The sequence below is a fragment of the Marinobacter sp. 1-4A genome (assembly GCF_016597725.1).
Classification (GTDB): domain Bacteria; phylum Pseudomonadota; class Gammaproteobacteria; order Pseudomonadales; family Oleiphilaceae; genus Marinobacter.
Genome location: NZ_VCGY01000006.1, coordinates 95,021 through 116,810 on the forward strand (window position 1 = coordinate 95,021; position 21,790 = coordinate 116,810).

The 21,790-nt window shown below is 53.2% G+C and carries 22 protein-coding genes; 9 read left to right on the forward strand and 13 right to left on the reverse strand.

Going from position 1 to position 21,790, the window contains the following annotated elements; genetic code table 11:
* The 8 genes from rseP to rpsB form a co-directional block, all read right to left on the reverse strand.
* Positions 1-1,350: an RIP metalloprotease RseP gene (gene rseP / locus FE845_RS13795; protein WP_200365628.1), complete on the reverse strand. Its 1,350-nt coding sequence runs from the start codon at positions 1,348-1,350 to the stop codon at positions 1-3.
* A gap of 47 nt (positions 1,351-1,397) precedes the next feature.
* Positions 1,398-2,582: a 1-deoxy-D-xylulose-5-phosphate reductoisomerase gene (ispC, locus tag FE845_RS13800; protein WP_200365916.1), complete on the reverse strand. Its 1,185-nt coding sequence runs from the start codon at positions 2,580-2,582 to the stop codon at positions 1,398-1,400.
* A gap of 2 nt (positions 2,583-2,584) precedes the next feature.
* Entirely contained in the window at positions 2,585-3,424 is an 840-nt protein-coding gene (locus FE845_RS13805) for a phosphatidate cytidylyltransferase (protein WP_200365918.1), read from the reverse strand.
* A gap of 21 nt (positions 3,425-3,445) precedes the next feature.
* On the reverse strand, positions 3,446-4,216 hold the full coding sequence (gene uppS / locus FE845_RS13810; protein WP_200365632.1) for a polyprenyl diphosphate synthase: 771 nt from the start codon (positions 4,214-4,216) through the stop codon (positions 3,446-3,448).
* A gap of 70 nt (positions 4,217-4,286) precedes the next feature.
* Complete coding sequence (gene frr, locus FE845_RS13815) at positions 4,287-4,844, reverse strand: ribosome recycling factor (protein WP_200365634.1); 558 nt, start codon at positions 4,842-4,844, stop codon at positions 4,287-4,289.
* Positions 4,845-4,886: 42 nt separating this feature from the next.
* The gene (pyrH, locus tag FE845_RS13820) at positions 4,887-5,615 is read right to left on the reverse strand and encodes a UMP kinase (RefSeq protein ID WP_200365636.1); all 729 of its coding nucleotides are present in this window, start codon (positions 5,613-5,615) and stop codon (positions 4,887-4,889) included.
* Positions 5,616-5,796: 181 nt separating this feature from the next.
* Positions 5,797-6,666, reverse strand: coding sequence for a translation elongation factor Ts (gene tsf / locus FE845_RS13825; protein WP_200365638.1), 870 nt, complete (start codon positions 6,664-6,666; stop codon positions 5,797-5,799).
* Positions 6,667-6,759: 93 nt separating this feature from the next.
* Positions 6,760-7,506, reverse strand: coding sequence for a 30S ribosomal protein S2 (gene rpsB / locus FE845_RS13830; protein ID WP_200365640.1), 747 nt, complete (start codon positions 7,504-7,506; stop codon positions 6,760-6,762).
* Positions 7,507-7,769: 263 nt separating this feature from the next.
* On the opposite strand from rpsB, the gene map reads away from it, so the two are divergent.
* From map to dapE, 6 genes are read left to right on the forward strand one after another with little or no spacing between them, the layout of a single operon-like run.
* Positions 7,770-8,540, forward strand: a complete 771-nt coding sequence (gene map / locus FE845_RS13835) for a type I methionyl aminopeptidase (protein WP_200365642.1) — start codon at positions 7,770-7,772, stop codon at positions 8,538-8,540.
* Positions 8,541-11,186 carry a [protein-PII] uridylyltransferase gene (locus FE845_RS13840; protein WP_200365644.1) on the forward strand — a complete coding sequence of 882 codons (2,646 nt, stop codon included), beginning with the start codon at positions 8,541-8,543 and terminating at the stop codon, positions 11,184-11,186.
* A complete protein-coding gene (gene dapC / locus FE845_RS13845; protein WP_200365646.1) occupies positions 11,183-12,379 on the forward strand; it encodes a succinyldiaminopimelate transaminase in 1,197 nt (398 codons plus the stop codon). The genes FE845_RS13840 and dapC overlap by 4 nt, the downstream gene beginning before the upstream one ends.
* Before the next feature lie 3 nt (positions 12,380-12,382).
* Positions 12,383-12,724, forward strand: coding sequence for an ArsC family reductase (locus tag FE845_RS13850; RefSeq protein ID WP_200365648.1), 342 nt, complete (start codon positions 12,383-12,385; stop codon positions 12,722-12,724).
* A gap of 31 nt (positions 12,725-12,755) precedes the next feature.
* Positions 12,756-13,784 (forward strand): 2,3,4,5-tetrahydropyridine-2,6-dicarboxylate N-succinyltransferase, encoded by a 1,029-nt coding sequence (gene dapD, locus FE845_RS13855; protein ID WP_200365650.1) that lies wholly within the window; start codon positions 12,756-12,758, stop codon positions 13,782-13,784.
* A complete protein-coding gene (dapE, locus tag FE845_RS13860) occupies positions 13,777-14,907 on the forward strand; it encodes a succinyl-diaminopimelate desuccinylase (protein ID WP_200365928.1) in 1,131 nt (376 codons plus the stop codon). Before dapD ends, dapE begins: the two co-directional genes overlap by 8 nt.
* Positions 14,908-14,975: 68 nt before the next feature.
* Here the strand turns inward: dapE and FE845_RS13865 are convergent, their stop codons facing one another.
* Positions 14,976-15,194, reverse strand: a complete 219-nt coding sequence (locus FE845_RS13865) for a SlyX family protein (protein WP_200365652.1) — start codon at positions 15,192-15,194, stop codon at positions 14,976-14,978.
* A gap of 250 nt (positions 15,195-15,444) precedes the next feature.
* Here FE845_RS13865 and FE845_RS18925 point away from each other — a divergent pair, with 250 nt between their 5' ends.
* Entirely contained in the window at positions 15,445-15,996 is a 552-nt protein-coding gene (locus FE845_RS18925) for a cold-shock protein (protein ID WP_200365654.1), read from the forward strand.
* Positions 15,997-16,074: 78 nt separating this feature from the next.
* On the opposite strand, the gene FE845_RS13875 is transcribed toward FE845_RS18925, so the two are convergent.
* From FE845_RS13875 to FE845_RS13885, 3 genes are all read right to left on the reverse strand, one after another.
* Complete coding sequence (locus FE845_RS13875; RefSeq protein WP_200365656.1) at positions 16,075-16,449, reverse strand: hypothetical protein; 375 nt, start codon at positions 16,447-16,449, stop codon at positions 16,075-16,077.
* On the reverse strand, positions 16,436-17,857 hold the full coding sequence (locus FE845_RS13880) for a hypothetical protein (protein WP_200365658.1): 1,422 nt from the start codon (positions 17,855-17,857) through the stop codon (positions 16,436-16,438). The genes FE845_RS13875 and FE845_RS13880 overlap by 14 nt, the downstream gene beginning before the upstream one ends.
* 127 nt (positions 17,858-17,984) lie before the next feature.
* Positions 17,985-18,425 (reverse strand): VOC family protein, encoded by a 441-nt coding sequence (locus FE845_RS13885; protein ID WP_200365661.1) that lies wholly within the window; start codon positions 18,423-18,425, stop codon positions 17,985-17,987.
* Positions 18,426-18,564: 139 nt separating this feature from the next.
* Between FE845_RS13885 and FE845_RS13890 the strand changes: the two genes are divergently transcribed.
* On the forward strand, positions 18,565-19,485 hold the full coding sequence (locus FE845_RS13890) for a DUF1853 family protein (protein ID WP_200365663.1): 921 nt from the start codon (positions 18,565-18,567) through the stop codon (positions 19,483-19,485).
* Positions 19,486-19,596: 111 nt separating this feature from the next.
* A complete protein-coding gene (locus tag FE845_RS13895; protein WP_200365665.1) occupies positions 19,597-20,622 on the forward strand; it encodes an NADP-dependent oxidoreductase in 1,026 nt (341 codons plus the stop codon).
* Positions 20,623-20,650: 28 nt separating this feature from the next.
* Here the strand turns inward: FE845_RS13895 and FE845_RS13900 are convergent, their stop codons facing one another.
* Positions 20,651-21,616 (reverse strand): NAD(P)H-quinone oxidoreductase, encoded by a 966-nt coding sequence (locus FE845_RS13900; RefSeq protein ID WP_227714382.1) that lies wholly within the window; start codon positions 21,614-21,616, stop codon positions 20,651-20,653.
* Between the last annotated feature and the right edge of the window lie 174 nt (positions 21,617-21,790).

Sequence of the window (21,790 nt, forward strand, 5' to 3'; positions counted from 1 at the left end):
TCACAACCGCATCAGGTCGTTGTAAAGAGCAAACACCATTAATGTAAGAATCATTGCCATACCAATTCGTAACCCAAGCTCCTGAACAGCATCTGATACCGGTTTTTTGCGGATGGCTTCGATGGTGTAATACACAATATGACCACCATCCAGCACAGGAACGGGTAACAGGTTCAGGATGCCCAAACTGACGCTTAGGTAAGCCAGAAAACGAACGAAATCTTCAAATCCGGAACTGACACTGGCTTCAGCTACACGGGCAATGGTAATTGGGCCGCTGAGGTTACTGGGTGAAAGCAGCCCTGTAACCATTTTTTTGATAGCGACAAGTGTGAGTCGGGTATCAGCCCAGGTTTCATCCAGCGCAATGGGGATCGCCGCCAACGGACCATAGCGGACTTCCCGCATAACATTATCTGGCCATGAGACCGGCTCCACGCCAACCCCCACAAATCCTATTATCTCGCCGTTGTCTTGCACTTTTTCCGCTGGTGTAATCTGAACAGATCGTTCAGCTTCAGCACGCTCGATGGTAAGTTCGAGCGGTTGTTCTGGTGCGTCGCGAACAAAGTCAACCAACTCAAACCAATTGCCCACTGGCTCGCCATTGACCGCAATTACGCGATCTCCCGCCTGAAGACCTGCAGTCTGGGCGCGACCACCGTCAGCAATCTGGCCAAGTACGGCAGGTACGTCTGGTCGCCAGGGCGTAATGCCAAACTCACCGAGTGGATTCGGTGTCTCATCGCTCAGGCTCCAGCCACCAAGCTCACCACTCAATGTTCCGCGGGCGCCTGAACTTGACACATCCAAGGCTATCAGACCCTGCTCCCCGGCACGCTCAAGAATGCGCATATTAACATCGCGCCACGAACTCACGCGGTGACCATCAACTGCGTGGATTTCCATGCCCTCTTGCAAGCCAACATTGCTGGCGACACTGCCCACAGCTACATCGCCGACAATCGGCGCAACGTGGGTAACGCCCACAACGCTAAGCAACCAATAGGCAAAAATAGCAAACAGAAAGTTGGCTAACGGCCCTGCGGCTGCGATGGCGATCCGCTGAGACGGTGGTTTTGAGGTAAAGGCCTGATCTCTAAGCTCTTCGGGGACGGGCCCCTCTCGCTCGTCCAACATTTTAACGTAGCCACCCAACGGGATAGCGGCTATTGCAAACTCAGTTCCGTGGCGGTCGTACCAAGAGAATAAAGGTTTGCCAAAGCCCACGGAAAAGCGCAGCACTTTTACGCCGCAGCGGCGCGCCACCCAAAAATGGCCATACTCGTGCAGGGTAACGAGTATCCCCAGAGTAAGCGCGAGTGCAAGTACGGTTTGAATAATCTGCATAACATTCCCGGTGTAAACGCCAATCTGGCGAAAATCTCTAAGTTATTTCAGACAGTTAACAGGCCAATCTGTTCCCGAGCCCGCTGCCGCGCTTCTGAGTTCTTCGCAAAGATGGTATCAAAACTGTCTGCTGGCACCACGGGGGTTGCAGCTAGTGTTCGCTCAATGACTACCGGAATGTCCGTAAACGCAAGATTCCCCTTGAGGAACTCACCTACCGCAACCTCATTTGCAGCGTTAAGCACTGCAGGTGCGGTTCCACCCAACTGAAAGGCCTCTGCCGCTAGGCGCAGGCAGGGGAATCGCAACAAATCCGGCCGTTCAAAATGAAACCGCCCGATTGAAAAAAGATCCAAAGGAGCAACGCCCGCATCAATACGCTCGGGCCAAGCCAAACCGTTGGCGATGGGCGTGCGCATATCAGGACTGCCGAGTTGGGCCAGCACCGAACCATCGGCATACTCTACCATGGAGTGAATAATGCTCTCTGGGTGTACGTGAACTTCGATGCGTTCGGGCGTGGTGTTAAACAACCAACAGGCTTCAATCAGCTCAAGCCCTTTATTCATCAGAGTGGCCGAGTCGACAGAAATTTTCTGACCCATAGACCAATTTGGGTGGGCGCAGGCCTGAGCTGGCGTCACCGACATTAGATCTTCCGCACTGTGCTGTCTGAAGGGGCCTCCGGACGCCGTGAGAAGAATTCGGGTAATGCCAGCGCCTTCAGGGTCGCGTACTTTATCGGCGGGCAAGCACTGGAAGATTGCATTGTGCTCAGAATCTATAGGCAACAACTCAGCCCCGGAGGCAGATACCGCGTCCATAAAAAGCTGACCGGACATAACCAGCGCTTCTTTGTTGGCCAATAACACCCGCTTACTAGCGCGCACAGCGGCCAATGTCGGCGCAAGCCCCGCTGCGCCAACTATCGCCGCCATTACGGTACAGGCATCCGGGGCGGAAGCTGCCTCACAAAGCCCCGCTTCGCCACTCAAAACAGATATATCCGGGAGGTCTGAAAGCAATTCAGTTAATTTTTTGGCGGCTGCTGCATCGGCCATCACCGCAACTTTCGGACGAAATTCACGGCATAGCGTTGCAAGCTCGTCGGCACGGGTACTGGCGGTTAGAGCGTAAACAGAGAATCGATCAGGGTGACGGCGGATCACATCCAGAGTTGAGAGCCCGATCGAACCAGTAGCTCCCAGCACCGTAATAGAGCGGCTTACCATATTCACAAAGGCCCGACCGCGAGCCAACCCAACAGTGTGATTATGAGCGCGAACACTGGAATGGCCGCCGTTAGGCTGTCGATCCGATCCATAATACCGCCATGCCCGGGCAGCAGCCCGCTGCTGTCCTTGATACCTCTGAAGCGTTTGAGCATACTTTCAAGCAGGTCGCCAAGCACCGATACCCAGCCCGTCACTAGGGTAGCGACAACCAGCAAAGTAGTTTCCGTAGCGTTTGCGGAGGCAAGCAAACTTACAACCAACGCAAAAGCACCTACCGCAATTAACCCGCCGTATACGCCCGCCCAAGACTTTCCGGGGCTGACTCTGGGCGCGAGCTTGGCCTTGCCGAATGCTCTACCGGAGAAGTAAGCACCAATATCTGCCACCCAGACAACGCAAAACACATACAATATCAGCAGCAAGTTGTTGTCTGTGCTGCCGAACTGAAAGCCGCCGGTTCGAAGGTGGTTTAACCCCACCCACGCGGGCACCAGAACCAATACCCCCATGAGCGCTCGCATTGGCGCGCTGCCCCAGCGTTCGGAACCTGCGGGATAACTGCGCACCAACAAAAAGCAGACCACCCACCAGATAAGTGCCAGCCAAAGCACCGGCACGGCAGAGACGTTGAGAAGACTGTAGAGGATGAGTGCGATAACAGCGGCATAGGCAATTCGACCCGACTGCTGCTCAAAGCCAGACATATTTGCCCACTCCCAAGACCCTAACGTAATAATCGCAGCGGTAAATAGCGCAAAACCCATTGGAGGTAGAAAGAAGATGCCACCGATAGCAATGGGCGCGAGAATAAGAGCTGTGATGATTCGGGTTTTTAGCACAATAGAGGTCGCTGTCATTCGTTATTGTTGTGCGGGCATGGCAGCAATTTGATCGTCTGTTTGACCAAAACGCCGCTGACGTCCTGCGTAGGCCTGCAGTGCTTTGCGCATTTCATCTTCTTTGAACTCAGGCCAGAACACGGGCGAAAAATACAGTTCCGTGTAGGCCAGATGCCAAAGCATAAAGTTGCTAATCCGTTGTTCGCCTGCGGTTCGGATCATTAAATCCGGCATCGGGAGATCACCAATGCTCAGGTGTTGCTGAATGAGATCGTCGGTAATATCAGAGGGTGCAACCTCGCCGCTCTTCACCATTTCCGCAACCTGCCGGGTCGCTTGGGTGATGTCCCAGTGGCCGCCATAGTTTGCAGCAATGACCAGTGTCATTCTGGTGTTGTGCTGTGTAAGGGCTTCTGCCTTGGCCATGTGTTCTTGCAAGGTTGCGTTAAACGCAGAGCGGTCACCAATGATGCGCAGGCGGATATCATTGCGGTGAAGCTTTCTAACTTCCCGCTCCAAGGCAAAAAGAAACAGCTTCATCAGAGCCGACACTTCGTCCTTGGGTCGCCGCCAGTTTTCGCTTGAGAAGGCGAACAGCGTGAGCACCTCTATACCCTCGCGGGCACAGGTCTCAACAACCGCTTTTACAGCATCAACACCGGCTTTATGCCCCGCCACCCCTTTTAACCGGCGTTCTTTCGCCCACCGGTTATTACCATCCATGATAATGGCCACATGCCGGGGCCGGTTATCAGCCGACACCGGAATTCCTGCGGATACTGTTCCCGTCATGAAATCCCCTGTACAGCCTGCAGAAAGCCACTGCCGGCCGTATGTTTCGCTTTCAAGTGAACCGATGCGATCAAACCGCCATCAGGTCCTCTTCTTTTGCCTTGAGCATCTTCTCGACTTCGGCGATGTAGCGATCTGTCAGCTTCTGGATTTCGTCTTCACCTCTGCGCTCGTCATCTTCCGTAATATCCTTTTCCTTCAGCAATTCTTTCATCATGCTGTTGGCATCACGGCGCGCATTGCGCACAGAAACACGAGCATTCTCGGCATCCGCTTTGGCTTGCTTAACCATTTCCTTTCGGGTTTCCTGGGTCAGCATCGGCATAGGAATGCGGATAAGATCGCCACTGGTGGCCGGATTGAGCCCTAGATCGGAAGCCATAATAGCCTTCTCGATAACAGGTACCAGATTCTTTTCCCAAGGCGATACGGCCAAAGTACGATTATCTTCCACGTTTACACTGGCAACTTGCTTCAGTGGCGTCTCTTGACCGTAGTAGTTAACCATCACACTGTCCAAAATAGACGGATGGGCACGGCCGGTTCGGATTTTATTGAACGCCGAGGTCAGAGCGTCCAGGCTCTTCTTCATCTTCTTTTCGGCTTCAGTTTTTATATCGTCAATCACGTAATCATCCTCAATTCGTTCGACGGGCAAACACAGCGCCCATTATTCAATCAGTGTACCTTCTTTCTCACCGGTCACGATGCGCGTTAGAGCGCCCGCACGGTTCATATCAAATACTCGCAGCGGCATGCCGTGATCCCGCGCCAAACAGATTGCTGTCAGATCCATCACGCCGAGTTTCTTATCCAACACTTCATCGTACGTCAGCTTGTCATACTTTTCGGCGGTCGGGTCGAGATAAGGATCCGCAGAATAGACACCATCAACCTTTGTTGCCTTCAGTACTGCATCTGCTTCAATTTCGATACCACGTAAGCAGGCTGCCGAATCGGTGGTAAAAAACGGGTTGCCAGTACCTGCACAAAATATAACCACATCACCATCTTTCAGGTCGCGAACGGCCCGCCGACGATCATAATGCTCAACAATACCACTCATGGGAATGGCCGACATTACCCGGGTGCGAATGTTCGAGCGCTCGAGAGCGTCGCGCATAGCCAAACCGTTCATAACGGTTGCCAACATACCCATATGATCACCGGTTACCCTGTCCATACCCGCTTGACTGAGCGATGCGCCCCGGAACAGATTACCACCACCAATCACCAATCCCACCTGAATACCAATGCCGATCAATGCGCCGATTTCAAGGGCCATACGGTCTAGAACTTTGGGGTCAATGCCGAAATCGTGTTCGCCCATCAGGGCTTCGCCACTGAGCTTGAGCAAAACCCGATTGTATCTTGGCTGATTTTTAGGTGATGTCGGCATACTGATCCCCTTTCATGTGTTGGCTGCTATCCGGCTTGATACGCGTTGCAGGCTTGTATCTGACATATCCCTTGAAAAAAGGACATCTCAGATACAAGCCCGCCACGAGAGCCGGAAAAACCGACCAACGTGGCAGACTAGAATGGCGCTGTAACTCGGTGTTAAAGCGCCTAAAAAGGGATTAGGCCTTGCCTTCGTTGGCTGCAGCAGCAACCTCGGCGGCAAAGTCCACTTCCTCTCTCTCAATGCCTTCGCCTACTTCCAGACGAACAAAACCAACCAACTCACCACCAGCCGCTTTGATAAGCTGGCCAACGGTTTGCTCCGGGTTCTTTACGAAAGGCTGTTCAACAAGGCTGTTTTCCTTGAGGAACTTCTGGATACGACCGCCCATCATTTTTTCAACGATTTCGGCAGGCTTACCTTCCATATCCGGCTGAGCCTTGATGACTTCTTTCTCTTTTTCCAGCTCTTCAGCAGGCATATCTTCCGGCTTGGCAACCCGTGGGTTAACCGCAGCAGCGTGCATCGCGATATCGCGGGCAAGCTCGGCATCACCAGCTGTCAAAGCCACAACCGAGGCAATTTTGTTGGTGCTGTGAACGTAACCACCAACAACCGGGCCTTTCACTGAAACCAGACGGCGAACAGTGATGTTCTCACCAATCTTCTGAACCAGAGCTTCGCGCTTGGCTTCCAGATCACCTTCCATCAGCTTGGCAACGTCGGTTTCGTCTTTTTCGAAAGCAACGCTCAACACGTCGTTGGCAAAATTCAGGAAGTTGTCGTCGCGAGCAACAAAATCTGTCTCGGAGTTTACTTCCAAAACGTAAGCCACAGTGTTGTCGTCAGAGATTTTGATCAGCGACACACCTTCAGCGGCTGTACGGCCAGCTTTTTTGGCGGCTTTGAGGCCGGAAGACTTACGCAACTCTTCGATTGCCGCGTCTACACTACCTTCAGATTCAACCAGAGCCTTTTTGCACTCCATCATGCCAAGGCCAGTGCGCTCACGCAGCTCTTTGACCATTGCAGCGGTAATAGCAGCCATGTTCAGTCCTCTTAACTTTTCCGAATTCGGTAGGGAGGCATGCCCGGCAATTCACCCGGGCATGCCTTACATCTCATCAGTGACGCGAATGCATCACTCAGCAGCTGGAGCGGCACCTGCAGATTCTTCTGCAACTTCTACAAACTCGTCAGCGCCACCGGCTTGTGCTGATTCCAGGCAGGTATCAGCAACAGCTTTTACGTAAATCTGGATCGCACGGATAGCGTCATCGTTACCGGGGATAACGAAATCAACGCCGTCCGGGTTGCTGTTGGTATCAACAACACCGATAACGGGGATACCCAGCTTGTTAGCTTCTTTAATAGCAATACGTTCGTGGTCTACGTCGATAACGAACAAGGCATCAGGCAGGCCGCCCATATCCTTGATACCACCGATAGAACGCTCAAGCTTGTCCATTTCACGGGTGCGCTCGAGAGCTTCTTTCTTGGTCAGCTTGTCGAAAGTACCGTCTTTGCTCTGGGCTTCCAGATCACGGTAGCGACGGATGGACTGACGGATGGTCTTGTAGTTGGTCAGCATGCCACCAAGCCAGCGGTGGTTAACAAAAGGCTGGCCGGAACGCTCGGCTTCTTCCTTGATGACCTTGGCTGCGGCGCGCTTGGTGCCGACAAACAGGATCTTGTTCTTGCTTTCTGTCAGCTTTTGAACGAAATCTAGAGCTTCGTTCATAGCAGGAACAGTCTGCTCAAGGTTGATGATATGAATTTTGTTACGGGCGCCGAAGATGTACTTCGACATTTTCGGGTTCCAGTAGCGAGTCTGGTGACCGAAGTGAGCACCTGCCTTGAGCAGGTCACGCATATTTACCTGAGCCATGATATTACCTTAGTTTAGCTTCGGGTTAGTCCTCCACGCGTCCAATTACCCCAACCAGGCATCCCTTACACTTCTTAAAGCGGGAGCAGGCACCCTGGGGCAACGTGCTGACACGTGTGTGAATTTGCCGGATTTGTTTCCAGCGGGCGCGTTTATACCATAAATCGGTGACCTCACGCCATTAATTTTGCATCGAGCCTTCCTTGTACCCTGAGCGCGGGACCCTTAAAATGCTCGTTTGACACAAATCAATGGGAAGCTCAATGCAAGTATCGATCAAGACTCCGGAAGAAATTGAAAAGATGCGTGTGGCCGGTCGCTTGGCGGCTGACGTTCTCGAGATGATAGGGGAACATGTCAAACCTGGTGTTTCCACCGAAGAGCTCAATCAGATATGCCACAACTATATTGTTAACGAGAGGGATGCCATCCCGGCCCCACTCAACTATAAAGGCTTCCCGAAATCTGTTTGCATATCCGTTAACCACGTCATCTGCCACGGCATACCTTCAGAGAAAAAGATCCTTAAAGATGGTGACATCGTCAATATAGATGTGACTGTAATCAAGGATGAATACCACGGCGATACCAGCAAGATGTGGATTGTCGGCAAGCCCAAGCCGGGAACAGAGAGGCTGATCAAAATTACCCAGGAATGCCTATATAAAGGCATTGAACTGGTCAAGCCCGGCACACGCTTGGGTGATATTGGCCACGTGATACAGCAGCACGCTGAAAAACATCGTTATTCCGTGGTGCGTGACTACTGCGGGCACGGCATCGGCAAGGTGTTTCATGAAGAGCCACAGGTTATGCACTACGGCAAGCCAGGCACCGGAATGGAACTTCAGGAAGGCATGACCTTTACGATCGAGCCGATGATCAACCAAGGCAAGTACCAAACCAAACTGCTCCCGGATCAGTGGACCGTCGTCACCAAAGATCACAAGCTTTCAGCACAGTGGGAGCACACAATTCTTGTCACAGCTGATGGCTATGAAGTGCTGACCAAGCGATCGGAGGAGTCTTTTTAAGTGACGCGTCAGGAGCTGGTGGCCAGAATCAGTGGGGATCTTTCCCCGATCAAGGCAGCCAGAGAACTGCTGAAAGAACGCTATGATGCAGATGCCGAAGCCTTCCGGCAGGGCGCAGACGTAAGGGCTCTGGTTCGCTCCAGAGCCGATACGGTAGACACCGTTCTGGAGCTGATCTGGAACCGCTACCCCTTCTCCAGTTCATCGGACATTGCACTGGTCGCCGTTGGCGGCTATGGGCGTGGTGAGCTGCACCCGCACTCGGATATTGACCTGCTCATTCTCACCCGAAATGGTATGGACCCGGAATGGCAGGAAGATCTTGGAGCCTTTGTGACCCTGCTTTGGGATCTCAAGCTCGACATCGGCCATAGCGTTCGCAGTATTGATGAAAGCAAATCTGCCGCAAGAGGCGATGTAGCCACCCTCACAAACCTATTGGAAACCCGTACAATTGCGGGCCCAGACGAGCTGCGCAAAGAGCTTAGTGAACAAGCCTACTCCGACAACATCACCACAGACCGCGACTACTTTATTGCAAAGCGCAGAGAGCAGCAGCAGCGCCACAAAAAATACAGCGATACCGAGTACAACCTCGAACCCAACGTAAAGAGCTCTCCCGGAGCCCTGCGGGATATACAAACCATCGGCTGGATTACCAAGCGGCACTTTGGATTACAAAGCATCGCCGACCTCACCCGTTTCAGCATCTTAACGGATGAAGAGCATCAGGTTTTGGTACAAGGTGAAACTCTGCTGTGGCGGCTGCGTTACGGGCTTCAGTTGATCGCAAACCGAAATGAAAACCGCCTATTGTTCGATCACCAACGCGCCCTTGCCCAAATGCTGGGCTATAAAGACGAAGGCAAGCGGCTCGATGTAGAGCTCATGATGCAATCGTACTATCGGGCTGTATTGGCGCTTGCCGAACTGGCTGACGTTATCCTTCAGTTTTACGATGAGGCGATACTCGGCACCGGCACAGAGGACAACATACAACCCATCAACAAACGCTTCCAGATTCGCAACAGTTATATAGAAGCGGTAAACAATCAGGTGTTTGCCTACTCGCCCTACGCAATTATGGAAATTTTCGTACTGATGGCGCAGCACCCTGAAATAAAGGGAATCCGGGCGACCACCATTCGCTCTTTGCGGGCACACAGGCATCTGATTGACGATGCTTTTCGGGCTGACTTGGCTGTGACATCCCTGTTCATGGAGCTATTAAAAACACCCCACGGGCTGGATACAACCCTCTCCGCCATGAAAAAGTACAACGTGCTGGGCCGCTACCTGCCCGAATTCGGCCAAATTATCGGCCAGATGCAGCACGACCTTTTCCATATTTACACTGTTGACGCACACACCATGCGGGTTGTTCGCAACATGGTTCGAATGAGTGGCCCGGAGGCTCGCGACGACTACCCGCTGGCCGCCCGGTTAATCCACGGCCTACCTAAGCGAGAACTACTGTATATTGCGGGCCTATACCACGACATCGCCAAGGGCCGTGGCGGAGACCATTCAGAGCTTGGCGCCGTAGATGCCGAATCCTTCTGTGAGCGCCACCACTTAGGTGAGCGTGACACCCAACTGGTTTCTTGGCTGGTAGAAAACCACCTTTTGATGTCGATGACGGCGCAGCGAAAAGATATTTCCGACCCGGACATTATTCGTTCCTTTGCTCGCGCAGTGCCCAGCCAGGCGCATTTGGATTATCTGTACATCCTTACGGTTTGCGATATCAGCGCCACCAACCCAAAACTCTGGAACACCTGGCGCGCATCCCTACTGCGTCAACTGTATCTAGAAGCCAAGAGAGCCCTAAGGCAAGGCACGGAAATTCCTGTAGACAGACAGGAATGGGTACGCGCGACCCAGTCTGAGGCAAGGGACATTCTCCATGCCCAAAACATCACCGACGAGCAGATAGATGCTATCTGGGATACTGTCGATGAGGACTACTTTCTGCAGGATTCCACGGTTGATATTGCTTGGCAAACAGCCGCAATCATCAATCATGGCGACACGCCCGGGCCACTGGTGCTTATTCGGGATACTCACGGCGGCCCCACCGATGGTTTCTCCCAAATCATTATTTACATGAAAGACCGGGCCACCCTGTTTGCAGCAACAACAGCCGTGCTGGAGCAACTCAACCTGAACATTGTTGATGCCCGCATCAGCTCGAATGATAGCCCCTTCACCATCAGCTCCTATGTGGTTCTGGACGAGAAGGGCCAACCGCTGGGTGTGGACCCTGCTCGCAAAGAGCGTGTGCGCAGGCGCCTGATCGAAGAGTTGGATGATCCGGAGGACTACCCTGACATCATTCACCGCCGCACGCCGCGACAGCTCAGGCACTTTGCCTTCCCAACCGAAGTGTTGTTTTCCAACGACACCATTAACGAGCGCACGGTGATTGAAGTGATTACGCCTGACCGTCCCGGCCTTCTGGCACGGATTGGTCAGGTGCTGCTGGATCATCGTATACGCTTGAGTAATGCCAAAATTGCTACCTTGGGCGAGCGCGTGGAGGACGTTTTCTTTGTGACCGACGAGCAAGGCGAACCAATCAGCGACCCTTCCGTGTGCCGCGCCCTACAGCAAGACCTATGCAAAATGCTGGACGAAACTCAATGAACCCCAACCTGAAAAAGCTACACCCCTACCCCTTCGAGAAGTTGGCGAAACTCAAAGCCGGTATTTCGGTACCAGAGCATCTGCAAGCTATATCCCTCGGTATTGGCGAGCCCAAACACCCGTCCCCTGAGTTTGTAAAACAGGTGATTGCAGACAATCTCGATAGGATGGCCAACTACCCCACCACCCGGGGTCTGGGTGAGCTGCGGGTGGCCATTAGCCAATGGGCCACTCAACGATTTCAGCTGAAAGCAGGCTCTCTGGACCCGGAACACAATATCGTCCCGGTAAACGGCACCCGCGAGGCCATCTTTTCACTTGTGCAGGCGGTGGTTGATGCAAGCAGGCAGGCCACAGTTGTAAGCCCCAACCCCTTTTACCAGGTATACGAAGGGGCCGCATTTTTAGCAGGTGCGACGCCGGTTTACCTGCCCTGCGATGGCTCCAACGGTTTTATTCCGGACTTCGACGCGGTGCCGGAATCCGTATGGCGGGATTGTCAGGTGTTATTTCTTTGCTCTCCAGGAAACCCCAGCGGGGCAGTCATACCACGGAGTACCCTAACCAAGGTTATTGAACTTGCAGACAGGTATGACTTTATTGTTGCCTCAGATGAGTGCTATTCGGAACTCTACCCTGATGAAAACAACCCACCGGAAGGCCTACTACAGACTTGCGCTGCTATGGGCCGTAACGACTTCGCACGCTGTGTTGTTTTCCACAGCCTATCGAAACGCAGCAACCTGCCGGGCCTGAGATCCGGCTTTGTAGCGGGTGACGCAAGCATATTGAAAGGCTATCTGAGTTACCGAACCTACCATGGCTGCGCCATGCCGGTTCATAACCAACTCGCAAGCATTGCCGCTTGGCAAGATGAAGATCACGTGCGGGAGAACCGAGCGGCTTATCGTGCCAAGTTTGAAGCCGTTGTGCCTATTCTGCGCGAAGTCATGGAAGTGGACTTTCCCGATGCGGGATTTTACCTCTGGCCGACCACCCCAATGGACGATGAAACCTTTGCAAAAGAGTTGTCAGCTCAGCAAAACGTTCATGTTCTGCCCGGCCGCTATTTATCACGTACTGTGGATGGCCACAATCCGGGCGAAAACAGAGTTCGCATGGCATTGGTTGCACCACTGGAAGAGTGCGTCGAAGCCGCAAGGCGCATCGTTGAATTTGTAAAGGCAAACTGAATTATGAAGCTCTATGGCATTCGCAATTGCGACACCGTCAAAAAAGCCCGTAAATGGCTTGATGAGCAAGGCATTAACTACGAGTTTCACGACTTCAAAAAAGAAGGGCTGGATGAAAGCCGGTTATCCCAGTGGGAAAAAGCGGTGGGCTGGGAAACCCTGCTGAATCGCCGCGGCACCACCTGGCGCAAACTCAGCGACGAGGTTCGTGATACTATCAGCGCCCAATCTGCCCACGATATTATGCTGGAAAACACCTCCATCATTAAACGGCCCGTCGTCGAATATGACGGCGCGATTTATGTCGGCTTCAATGCCGATGACTGGGCAACAATCATCAAATAAACACGATCAAATAGACAGGAGCAATCACTGCATGAGCTTTGCATTCGGCATAGGTATCGGCACCCAAAACAATCAGGGAGAATGGCTGGAGGTTTTTTACCAGCAACCGATCATCACACCCGAGACAGAGCTGATTGATGTAGTGGGGACTGCTCTGGATTACAAAGGCGGAAACCGGGCAATCCATGCAACCGCTGAACAACTGGTTGAATTTGCAAAGGCTCTGCGCCAAATCGGCTCAACAAATCAGGCATCACTGGCAGAGAAAGCGGCCAACAGCAAACGCCCGGTTGTAGTGACCGTTCTGGAAACAGACGATACTGCTTCAAGCACGCCGGAGGTCTATCTTAAGCTACATCTGATCTCCCACCGGCAAGCAAAACCCCACGGGCTGAAATTGGACGGCATCTTCGGCCTACTGCCTAACCTTGCGTGGACCAACGAAGGCGCCATTGACCTGAACGAGCTGCCGGAACGTCAGCTCAAGGCCCGCCTCGAAGGCCGTTCTCTGGAAGTGAAATCCGTAGACAAATTCCCGCAGATGACGGACTACGTAGTTCCCAATGGCGTTCGCATTGCAGATACAGCGCGCGTACGCCTTGGCGCTTACGTGGGTGAAGGTACAACCGTTATGCACGAAGGCTTTATCAACTTCAATGCTGGCACCGAAGGCACCAGCATGATTGAAGGCCGCATTTCTGCAGGCGTGATGGTGGGCAAAGGGTCCGACCTCGGTGGTGGCTGTTCTACCATGGGTACTCTGTCTGGTGGCGGCAACATGGTTATTTCTGTTGGCGAAAACTGCCTGATCGGCGCCAATGCGGGTATTGGCATTCCCTTGGGTGACCGCTGCAAGGTTGAGGCTGGCCTATACATTACTGCTGGCACTAAAGTTGCCTTGCTGGACGACAGCAACGAACTGGTTGAAATCATCAAAGCCCGCGATCTGGCCAACAAGCCAGACCTTCTGTTCCGCCGTAACAGCCAAACCGGCGCGGTTGAATGTAAAACCAATCAATCCGCTATCGAGCTGAACGACGAACTCCATGCAAATAACTGATTCACCAACAATCAAACTGGCCATCGACCTGATCAGCCGGCCATCAGTAACGCCAGATGATGCGGGCTGCCAAGAACTCATGATGTCGCGGCTATCTCCCTTGGGTTTTGCCGGAGAGCACATGCGGTTTGGCGACACCGACAACCTCTGGGCGCGCAAAGGCTCAGAGGGGCCTGTGCTTGCGTTTGCTGGCCATACCGACGTGGTTCCTACCGGGCCTGAAAAAAACTGGTCTCACCCGCCGTTTGATCCGGTTATCAAGGATGGCTACCTCCATGGCCGGGGCGCTGCCGACATGAAAGGCAGTCTCGCGGCCTTCATCACTGCATGTGAACGCTTCGTAAGTGCTCACCCGAATCATCGCGGCTCCATCGCCCTGCTGATTACCAGTGATGAGGAAGGCCCGGCCCAAAACGGAACGGTGAAGGTTATCGAAGCGCTGGAAGCCCGTTCAGAAAAAATTGACTGGTGCTTAATTGGTGAACCCTCCAGCACTCATGAAGTCGGTGATGTCATCAAGAACGGCCGCCGGGGCTCGCTGCACGGCTACTTAACGGTACAGGGCGTTCAGGGCCATGTTGCCTATCCCCATCTGGCTGAGAATGCCATCCATGCAGTCGCACCGGCTCTGCATACGCTGGCGAATGAGTTTTGGGACAACGGCAACGACTATTTCCCGCCTACAACCTTCCAAATTACAAAAATGGAAGCTGGCACTGGTAGCAACATCATCCCCGGCGAATGTCTGGTGCACTTCAACTTCCGATACTGCACAGAAAACACGGCGGAGAGCCTTGAGGAGCGGGTTGTGGCAACACTTGAGCGACACAATCTGAAATACGACCTACAGTGGCACCTCAGTGGTCGCCCCTTCCTTACGGATAAGGGCGCGCTGGTGTCTGCCAGCCAGAGCGCCATTCGGAACGTCACCGGGCGCGAGACCGAGCTCTCTACGTCTGGTGGAACGTCTGATGGGCGCTTCATCGCACCAACCGGCGCGCAGGTTGTGGAGCTTGGCCCCATCAACGCGACCATTCACAAAGTGAACGAGTGCGTAAAAGCTGAGGACCTAGACACTCTATCCCGGATTTATGAGCAGATTCTTGTGGAATTGCTAGCCTGAGCGGCTCGATTGAAAGCTGACACATACAAAGAGGCCAGAACATTGTTCTGGCCTCTTTGTCTCGCGAATCAATAATGTGGTGGGGGTAACTCTTCCTCTTCACGCTTGATATTCGACGACGAAAAATCCTTGATCTGGCTATGCAGCAACCGCTTCGCATCCCACAGTTCACGAATATCCATCTCTTGCTTCGCCACCTGCTCGCTCAGGGTATGAATAACATCATCCTGAAAGGCAAGCCGTGTTTCGAGTTCGTCCAGTCTGGTTTGCAAATCGTTTTGACTCATCAGCTACTCAACCCTCTTGGATAATAGGTTCGCGTGAATGGGTAAATATGAGATCCAGATCCTGCCAAGAGCATTCGATGCCACAGCCGTTTGGTATGCCGCGGGGATAATCTGCTATCATGCCGCTTTTGCCCGCCCGAGCTTCCGTTTTTTAGGGAATCAGGTGGTAATCACTGGCCGGATAAGCGATTTTACCCGATATCCGGTTTTTTATCGTCAGCGTTAATGAAAAATGGAGAATTCTCAGTCAATGCGTAATCCAGCCAAAGCGATCCTTGTTGCTCTCCTGATCGCTATCCCAGCACCATTGGTACTTGCCCTGCTGCTCTCATTTACCCCTGAACCACTTCGCCTGATTGCCATTGGCGAATTTGTAGAGGCTCTGGGCAGCACCCGTGGCATTGCCGCATACGTCATTACCTTCATTGTTTTCGGTATTACCGGCTTTATTGCCGTCGCAGTTGCCGCTAAACAGCAGCCGACACGCAGTGCGCCGCAGCGTAGCAGCTCACCGTCTCGGAGCCAGAGTTCTAGCCAAGGCTACGCGAACTCCGATAACGATGATGCCGACTATGATGACGACAGCCCCGAAGGCGACGAAGAAGGCACTGTTAAGTGGTTTAACGTCAAGAAGGGCTTCGGTTTCATTGTCCGCGACAGCGGAGACGAAGTCTTTGTTCACTTCCGTGCTATTCGCGGAAGTGGTCGCCGGGTTCTTCGACAAGGCCAACTGGTTCGCTTCAGTGTGGTAGACGCCGATAAAGGCCTGCAAGCAGATAACGTTTCTATCTTGAGCGACTGAAACGCAAGCTGAAACAAAAAAGGCAGCCCACTATTGAGTTGGGGCTGCCTTTTTTCGTTCTGGATGGCACGCAGCTAGTCAATTCCAAACAACAAGCTGCTCTCCTCGGTCGTCCAACCGCCACCATTTTTCATCTTCCACCGCTTCACCCTCTTGCCACTCCCCCGGGCTGCAACGGACTTCGGCATCCATCGCTCGCCTTGCACTGCGTGCACAATCCAGATCGCTAGTCCACGGTAGCTGCTCGCCTTCAATAATCAACGAGGTAAATCGCTTACCAAAAGCCTGTGGATACAAGGTAATTTTAAGCCGCTTTTCGCCAAAATACGCTGTGCCTTTGGTAACGGATGCAACATCATTGTCGTCAAGTACCAACTGCTTTACATGGCTTTCAAGCCAACGGGAAACGGCGCCTGCTTTCAGGTCACGAATGTAGATTTCAAGATCCTGCACTCGCAGATTCTCCATGCTGGTGATCACAATGCAGCACATAGTGAACCGGCCCGGGCCGCGCTGCAAGCCAGCGTTCCAGTTCATACCGTAAATCGTCCACCGTAAGCTGGCGCAATGTGCCTGCTGCTTGCCGTTCGTACCAGTCGACTTCGGCAGCCACACGCAACAACTGCACATCTTCAAGCGACTGGGCTATTTCATCCAGTGGTTCTTGCCTCGCCATGGCAACAAGACTCTGGCGCCGGAGCGTATCTTCTTGCCCGGAAAGCGCTACCGACTTCACGGGCCCACGCCGGGCAAATAGCTCCAGCCGTGCAGCAGCTCGCTCTACCCACTGGAGCATTCCGCCCGGAGTAGAAACACACCGGCTGCGCCGGGAGGCTGCAAAATGAATCACTGGTTGCGGCAAATGAATGTTCCATCGGCGCTCTATAGCTGCCTGATGTGCGACCAAGATTGCCTTGCGCTGCATCTCACTGGAAAGCGGCGCACTATACACCTCCAATGCCCGCCCAAGCCGTTGCTCCAATGTACGACAGCTTTCCGCACCTTCAGGCTGCACATCCGGGCCCAAAAGCATCACGGGCCCCTGCCACCGCTGAACAAGTTCAGAAGCGAGACCCGACGGGCTATCCATCAACATAAGCAAGTCGGCCGGTGTCACATTATCTAGCACCAACACTGGCCAGGGCTTTTTGCCAGTGGCCGGAATAACGGCGAGTTCGCTAGCCATTAATTCCGCTTCGCGGCGCAGATCCATTTCAACATAGGGTTGCGTGAACGATGATAACAGCGAACGCAGCCAAGCGGATTTACCCGAGCCACGCTCTCCCCTTACCCAAACTAACGCATTGGGTGTTGCAGCCAGAGTGATAGCAACGTCTTCCGCCAGCTCAATCCAGTCCGTATCGGTAATAACAACCGGGGCCGTTTCCTCATCAATGCCTGACTTTGCGAGGCTTCCGTCAATAATTAGTTGATCACTATCCATCTGCTCACTTGAAGTCGGCCACCGTAAAACCAGCTCAAGAACCGAAACATACGCCTTTTCCTGCAAGCGCTCTGCGTGTCGTGCAAGCACTTCGAGGAGCTGCGGCCAATCGAGCCAAGCAGGCGTTCCATAGGTTTCTCGCGCAGTCGCCAACCAGTAGATCAACTGAGAAGAGAGCAGGCCTTCACCGCCTACTTCGGTCACAATCGGCTGCTCACACTGAACGGTGCGGATAAGCTCATCCATATCGACACCGGATCCACGCAAAAAACGGCTTATAGAAGGGCTGGAGTTCAGCAATGCGAGCAGAAAATCTTCGACCGTAATGACAGCACCGCCGCGATGATCAACATCTTCACGTGCGTTCAGCAATGCAGTCTGACATTGGGGGGCCAAGCATCCTTGCCAGTCTTCCATGGAACATCTCCCTGTTTTAGCGCATCGTCCTGATGCTTTGAGCGTGATACCAACAAGCTACGTAAAAGCGAGCCAATGATTCTATGGGCGTTTTCTTACATCTGCAATTCCCGTGAGCCTATTAGGCTTACCAGATGCCCGTATTCTGCATGCTTGCCCAAGGTTCTCTAGGCGTCAGTGGCTCACCGTTCTGTAGTAACTCTATAGATATATTATCCGGGGTGCGGATAAACGCCATGCGCCCATCTCTCGGCGGGCGGTTGATGGTCACGCCGTTCGCCTGTAATGACTCGCAAAGCGCGTAGATATCGTCCACCCGGTATGCCAGATGACCGAAATTGCGCCCACCTTCGTAAGCCTCCGGGTCCCAGTTATAGGTTAACTCCAGCATGGGAGCCCTGCTTTTACGAGCTTGCGCCTCATCTTGCGGTGCCGCCAGAAATACTAGAGTAAATCGGCCTTTTTCGCTGCTTTTACGGTCAATCTCAACCATGCCCAACAGGTCGCAAAAAAAGTGCAAAGTTTGTTCGAGATTACTAACGCGGATCATCGTATGTAAGTATTGCATGCTCATCTCTCCGTTCTCTGTTCTCTGGCGCTTTGTGCAATAGCTTGTTGCGATTAGGCTTGCGGGCCTTTCGATTAAGCTTGCGGCCCCCTCAAACCTCGCACCTTTATTCACCGACAGTTTACGGTATTCTGGGTAGATGAATGCAAACCTAGCCGCCAAGCTGATCAATTCTTACCAAACACCAGCGATACGTCATCTCGCTTGGCTGTGCCAAACACCGCAACTGCTGCACTCGCCGATCACAATCGATCCCGCGCACTATTTGCCCCCAAACTACCCCGGTTTACTCAAATGCTGGGACCAGAAACCTGAAACCGCACCGCTCCTGCTGAGCGAACCACCACAGCGCCGGCTGGGTTTCTATTTTGAGCGGCTGTATCAGGTTTTATTGAACGATTTGCTAGGTTGGCCCATCCTACTAAAAAACCAGCAGATCCAATCGAACGGGCGCACCATCGGAGAGCTCGATTTTGTAGTGCACAACCTAATAGACGACCGGATTGAGCACCACGAAATCGCCATCAAGTTTTATCTTGGTGTACCGGCGTCAGACGGCCCTACCTTCTGGTACGGCCCCAATGCCCGGGACAGGCTGGATATAAAAACAACCAGCCTGCTTGAGCAACAAAGCCAACGAACACAGCGTCCTGAAACCCTCGCACTCCTTTCTGAATTCAACATCGCTGGCCCACTGACCCCGCGAGTGTTCATGCCGGGATACCTGTTCTATCCCACCAACGAACAGGTGCAAACGCCCGCTTATGTTCCCGATGGGCACCTGCGCGGGAGTTGGATGTATATTGCCGACGCCAAGGCTCTGGACACGTCACACTGGGTTGTTCTTAACAAACCGCACTGGATTGGTAACTGGTACCAGACGGACCCGCCTGATACTACGCACACTCAGGACGCACTGGAGCGCGTGGACCACAGAGCCGTCCCCCAGCTGTTCGCTATGATGCAGAAAGACCCGCAAACAGAAAACTGGCTGGAAATAAATCGAGTGTTTGTAGTGCCGCAAGCTTGGCCGGGGGCAAATCGGTTAGCCTCCAAATGAGCTGAGCGGTTGACCCCAAAGCTATTCTGCTGCAGGCTAATCTGGTTTCGTTACGCAACCCAAGGGGCAAGCCTGCTCCGAAAGGCCTCACTACAGATAGGGAGGAATACTATGAGCCAGTACCAAAATCGTGCCATTGTCCTAAAAAAACGCCCCAACGGAGAGATCCAAGACGGTGATCTCGTTATGGAAGATCGCCCAGTGCGCAAACCCGAAGAGGGTGAAGTTGTTGCAAAGGTTCTTTGGTTATCGTTAGACCCATACATGCGCCCACGCATGAACGATGCCAAGGGCTACATGGATCCTATCGGGATCGACGAACCCATCGTAGGCGAGAGTGTAGCGAGGATTGTCGAGTCTCGTTCAGACAAACTAAACGTCGGCGATTTAGTTACCTGTTACTCTGGCTGGCAGGAGTATGTAACCTTTCCGGCGGACGCCCCAATGGTTTACAAAATCCATCAAAAAGAAGGCGTTCCGCTGCAAACATACCTTGGTGTTGCCGGTATGCCTGGCCGCACCGGTTACTGCGGTTTAACCTATGTAGGCAAGCCTAAAGCGGGAGAGACCGTCGTGGTTTCCGCAGCATCAGGCCCCGTGGGCACAGTGGTTGGCCAAACTGCAAAAACGAACGGTTGCCGCGTTGTCGGTGTTGCCGGTGGTCCGGAGAAGTGCAGCTATGTCGTTGACGAGCTTGGTTTTGACGCTTGCGTAGACTACAAAGCCGGTAATTTGGAAGCCGACTTGAAAGCTGCCTGCCCCGACGGCATCGACATCTACTACGAAAACGTGGGTGGTGATGTTACCAGAGCCGTCGCGCCGCTATTGAACGCAGGAGCAAGAGTGCCGATTTGCGGCTATGTCTCAGCTTACAATGCCAAGAGCACAGACAATGTAGAGACACCGTTTGATATTCTCAAGCGCCTCGACCCGGTACCTGAGCACCGTTTCTTTCTGGTAACCGAGTGGCAGGATAAGCATCAGGAAATAACCGACATCCTCACAAGCCGTATTGCGTCCGGCGAGATCAAATACCGGGAAACCGTTGCTGAAGGCCTCGAAAATGCTGTTGAGGCCTTCAAGGGAATGCTGAAGGGCAAAAATTTCGGCAAGCAACTGGTACACATCGCCGACTAACTTAAGCTGCCTTGGAGCACCGGGAAGGCTACTCCCCTATCTGGAGGAGTACCTTCCCGGTATTTTTGTTCGCCGCCACGTGCGCCATGGCTTCCTCAGCCTGCTCGATGGGCCATGCACTGTCGATCACAGGCTCAATTTGCCCGGCGACCAGAAGCGGCCAAACGTGACGGTATAAGTCCTGCATCACACGTTCCTTGTCTGCTACTGACCGGGAACGCAGTGTAGAACCAATCAACTTGTGGCGCTTAACTAACATCAAGCCCAAGTCGACCTCCGCAAAACGCCCCCCGAGAAGACCGATTAAAACAATCCGACCATCGGCACTGAGAACCTTTTGGTCATCCTTGATATAACTGCCACCAACCGGGTCCAGCACCATATCCACACCACCCCAGCTCTTCACTGCGTCAACAAATGAGCCATTTTTGCGGTTCCAGGTGCCGGTTGCACCCAGTTTGCGGCAAACTTCCAGCTTTTCGTCATCTCCTGCGGTCGCGAATACCGGATTACCAAAAGCCGTAGCAATTTGAATAACGGTGGTCCCTAGACCACTACCGGCCGCATGCAACAAAACCCTCTCACCGGGTCTCAGGTCGGCCTCTTGATAAAGGTTCAGCCACGCCGTTGCATACACCTCTGGCAGTGCCGCTGCTTTTTTCAGTGAGAACCCTTTCGGAATAGGCAATACCTGTGCAGCAGGAGCCACTACCTGAGTGGCGTAACCACCACCGGTGAGCAGGGCGCACACTTCGTCGCCCGGCGCAAAGCCCGTCACGGCCTCACCAACGGCAGAGATACGGCCGCTCACCTCCAGCCCCAAAATTTCAGACGCACCCGGAGGCGGAGGGTAAACACCGGCACGTTGTGACAGGTCCGCACGGTTAACGGCACTCCAGACAACATCGATTGCCACGTGATCCGCAGGCAGTTCTTCAAAGCTCGCGCAGTCTTCCCATACAAGGGCGCCATCGGTTACCTTGATTGCTTTCATCATGTCTTTAATCTCAGCACTCTGAATATCCGGTCAGGATACCTCAACTGTCTTCACGGTTGTAATGAGTAGGCTTTCATAATTCGCTTACCTCTGCGCCTCGGGAAAAGAGAGGGTCTATTTCTTGAGTGTGAGGGAGGATGAGGCAAGCATTCTAGAAATCAGGGCATTCTG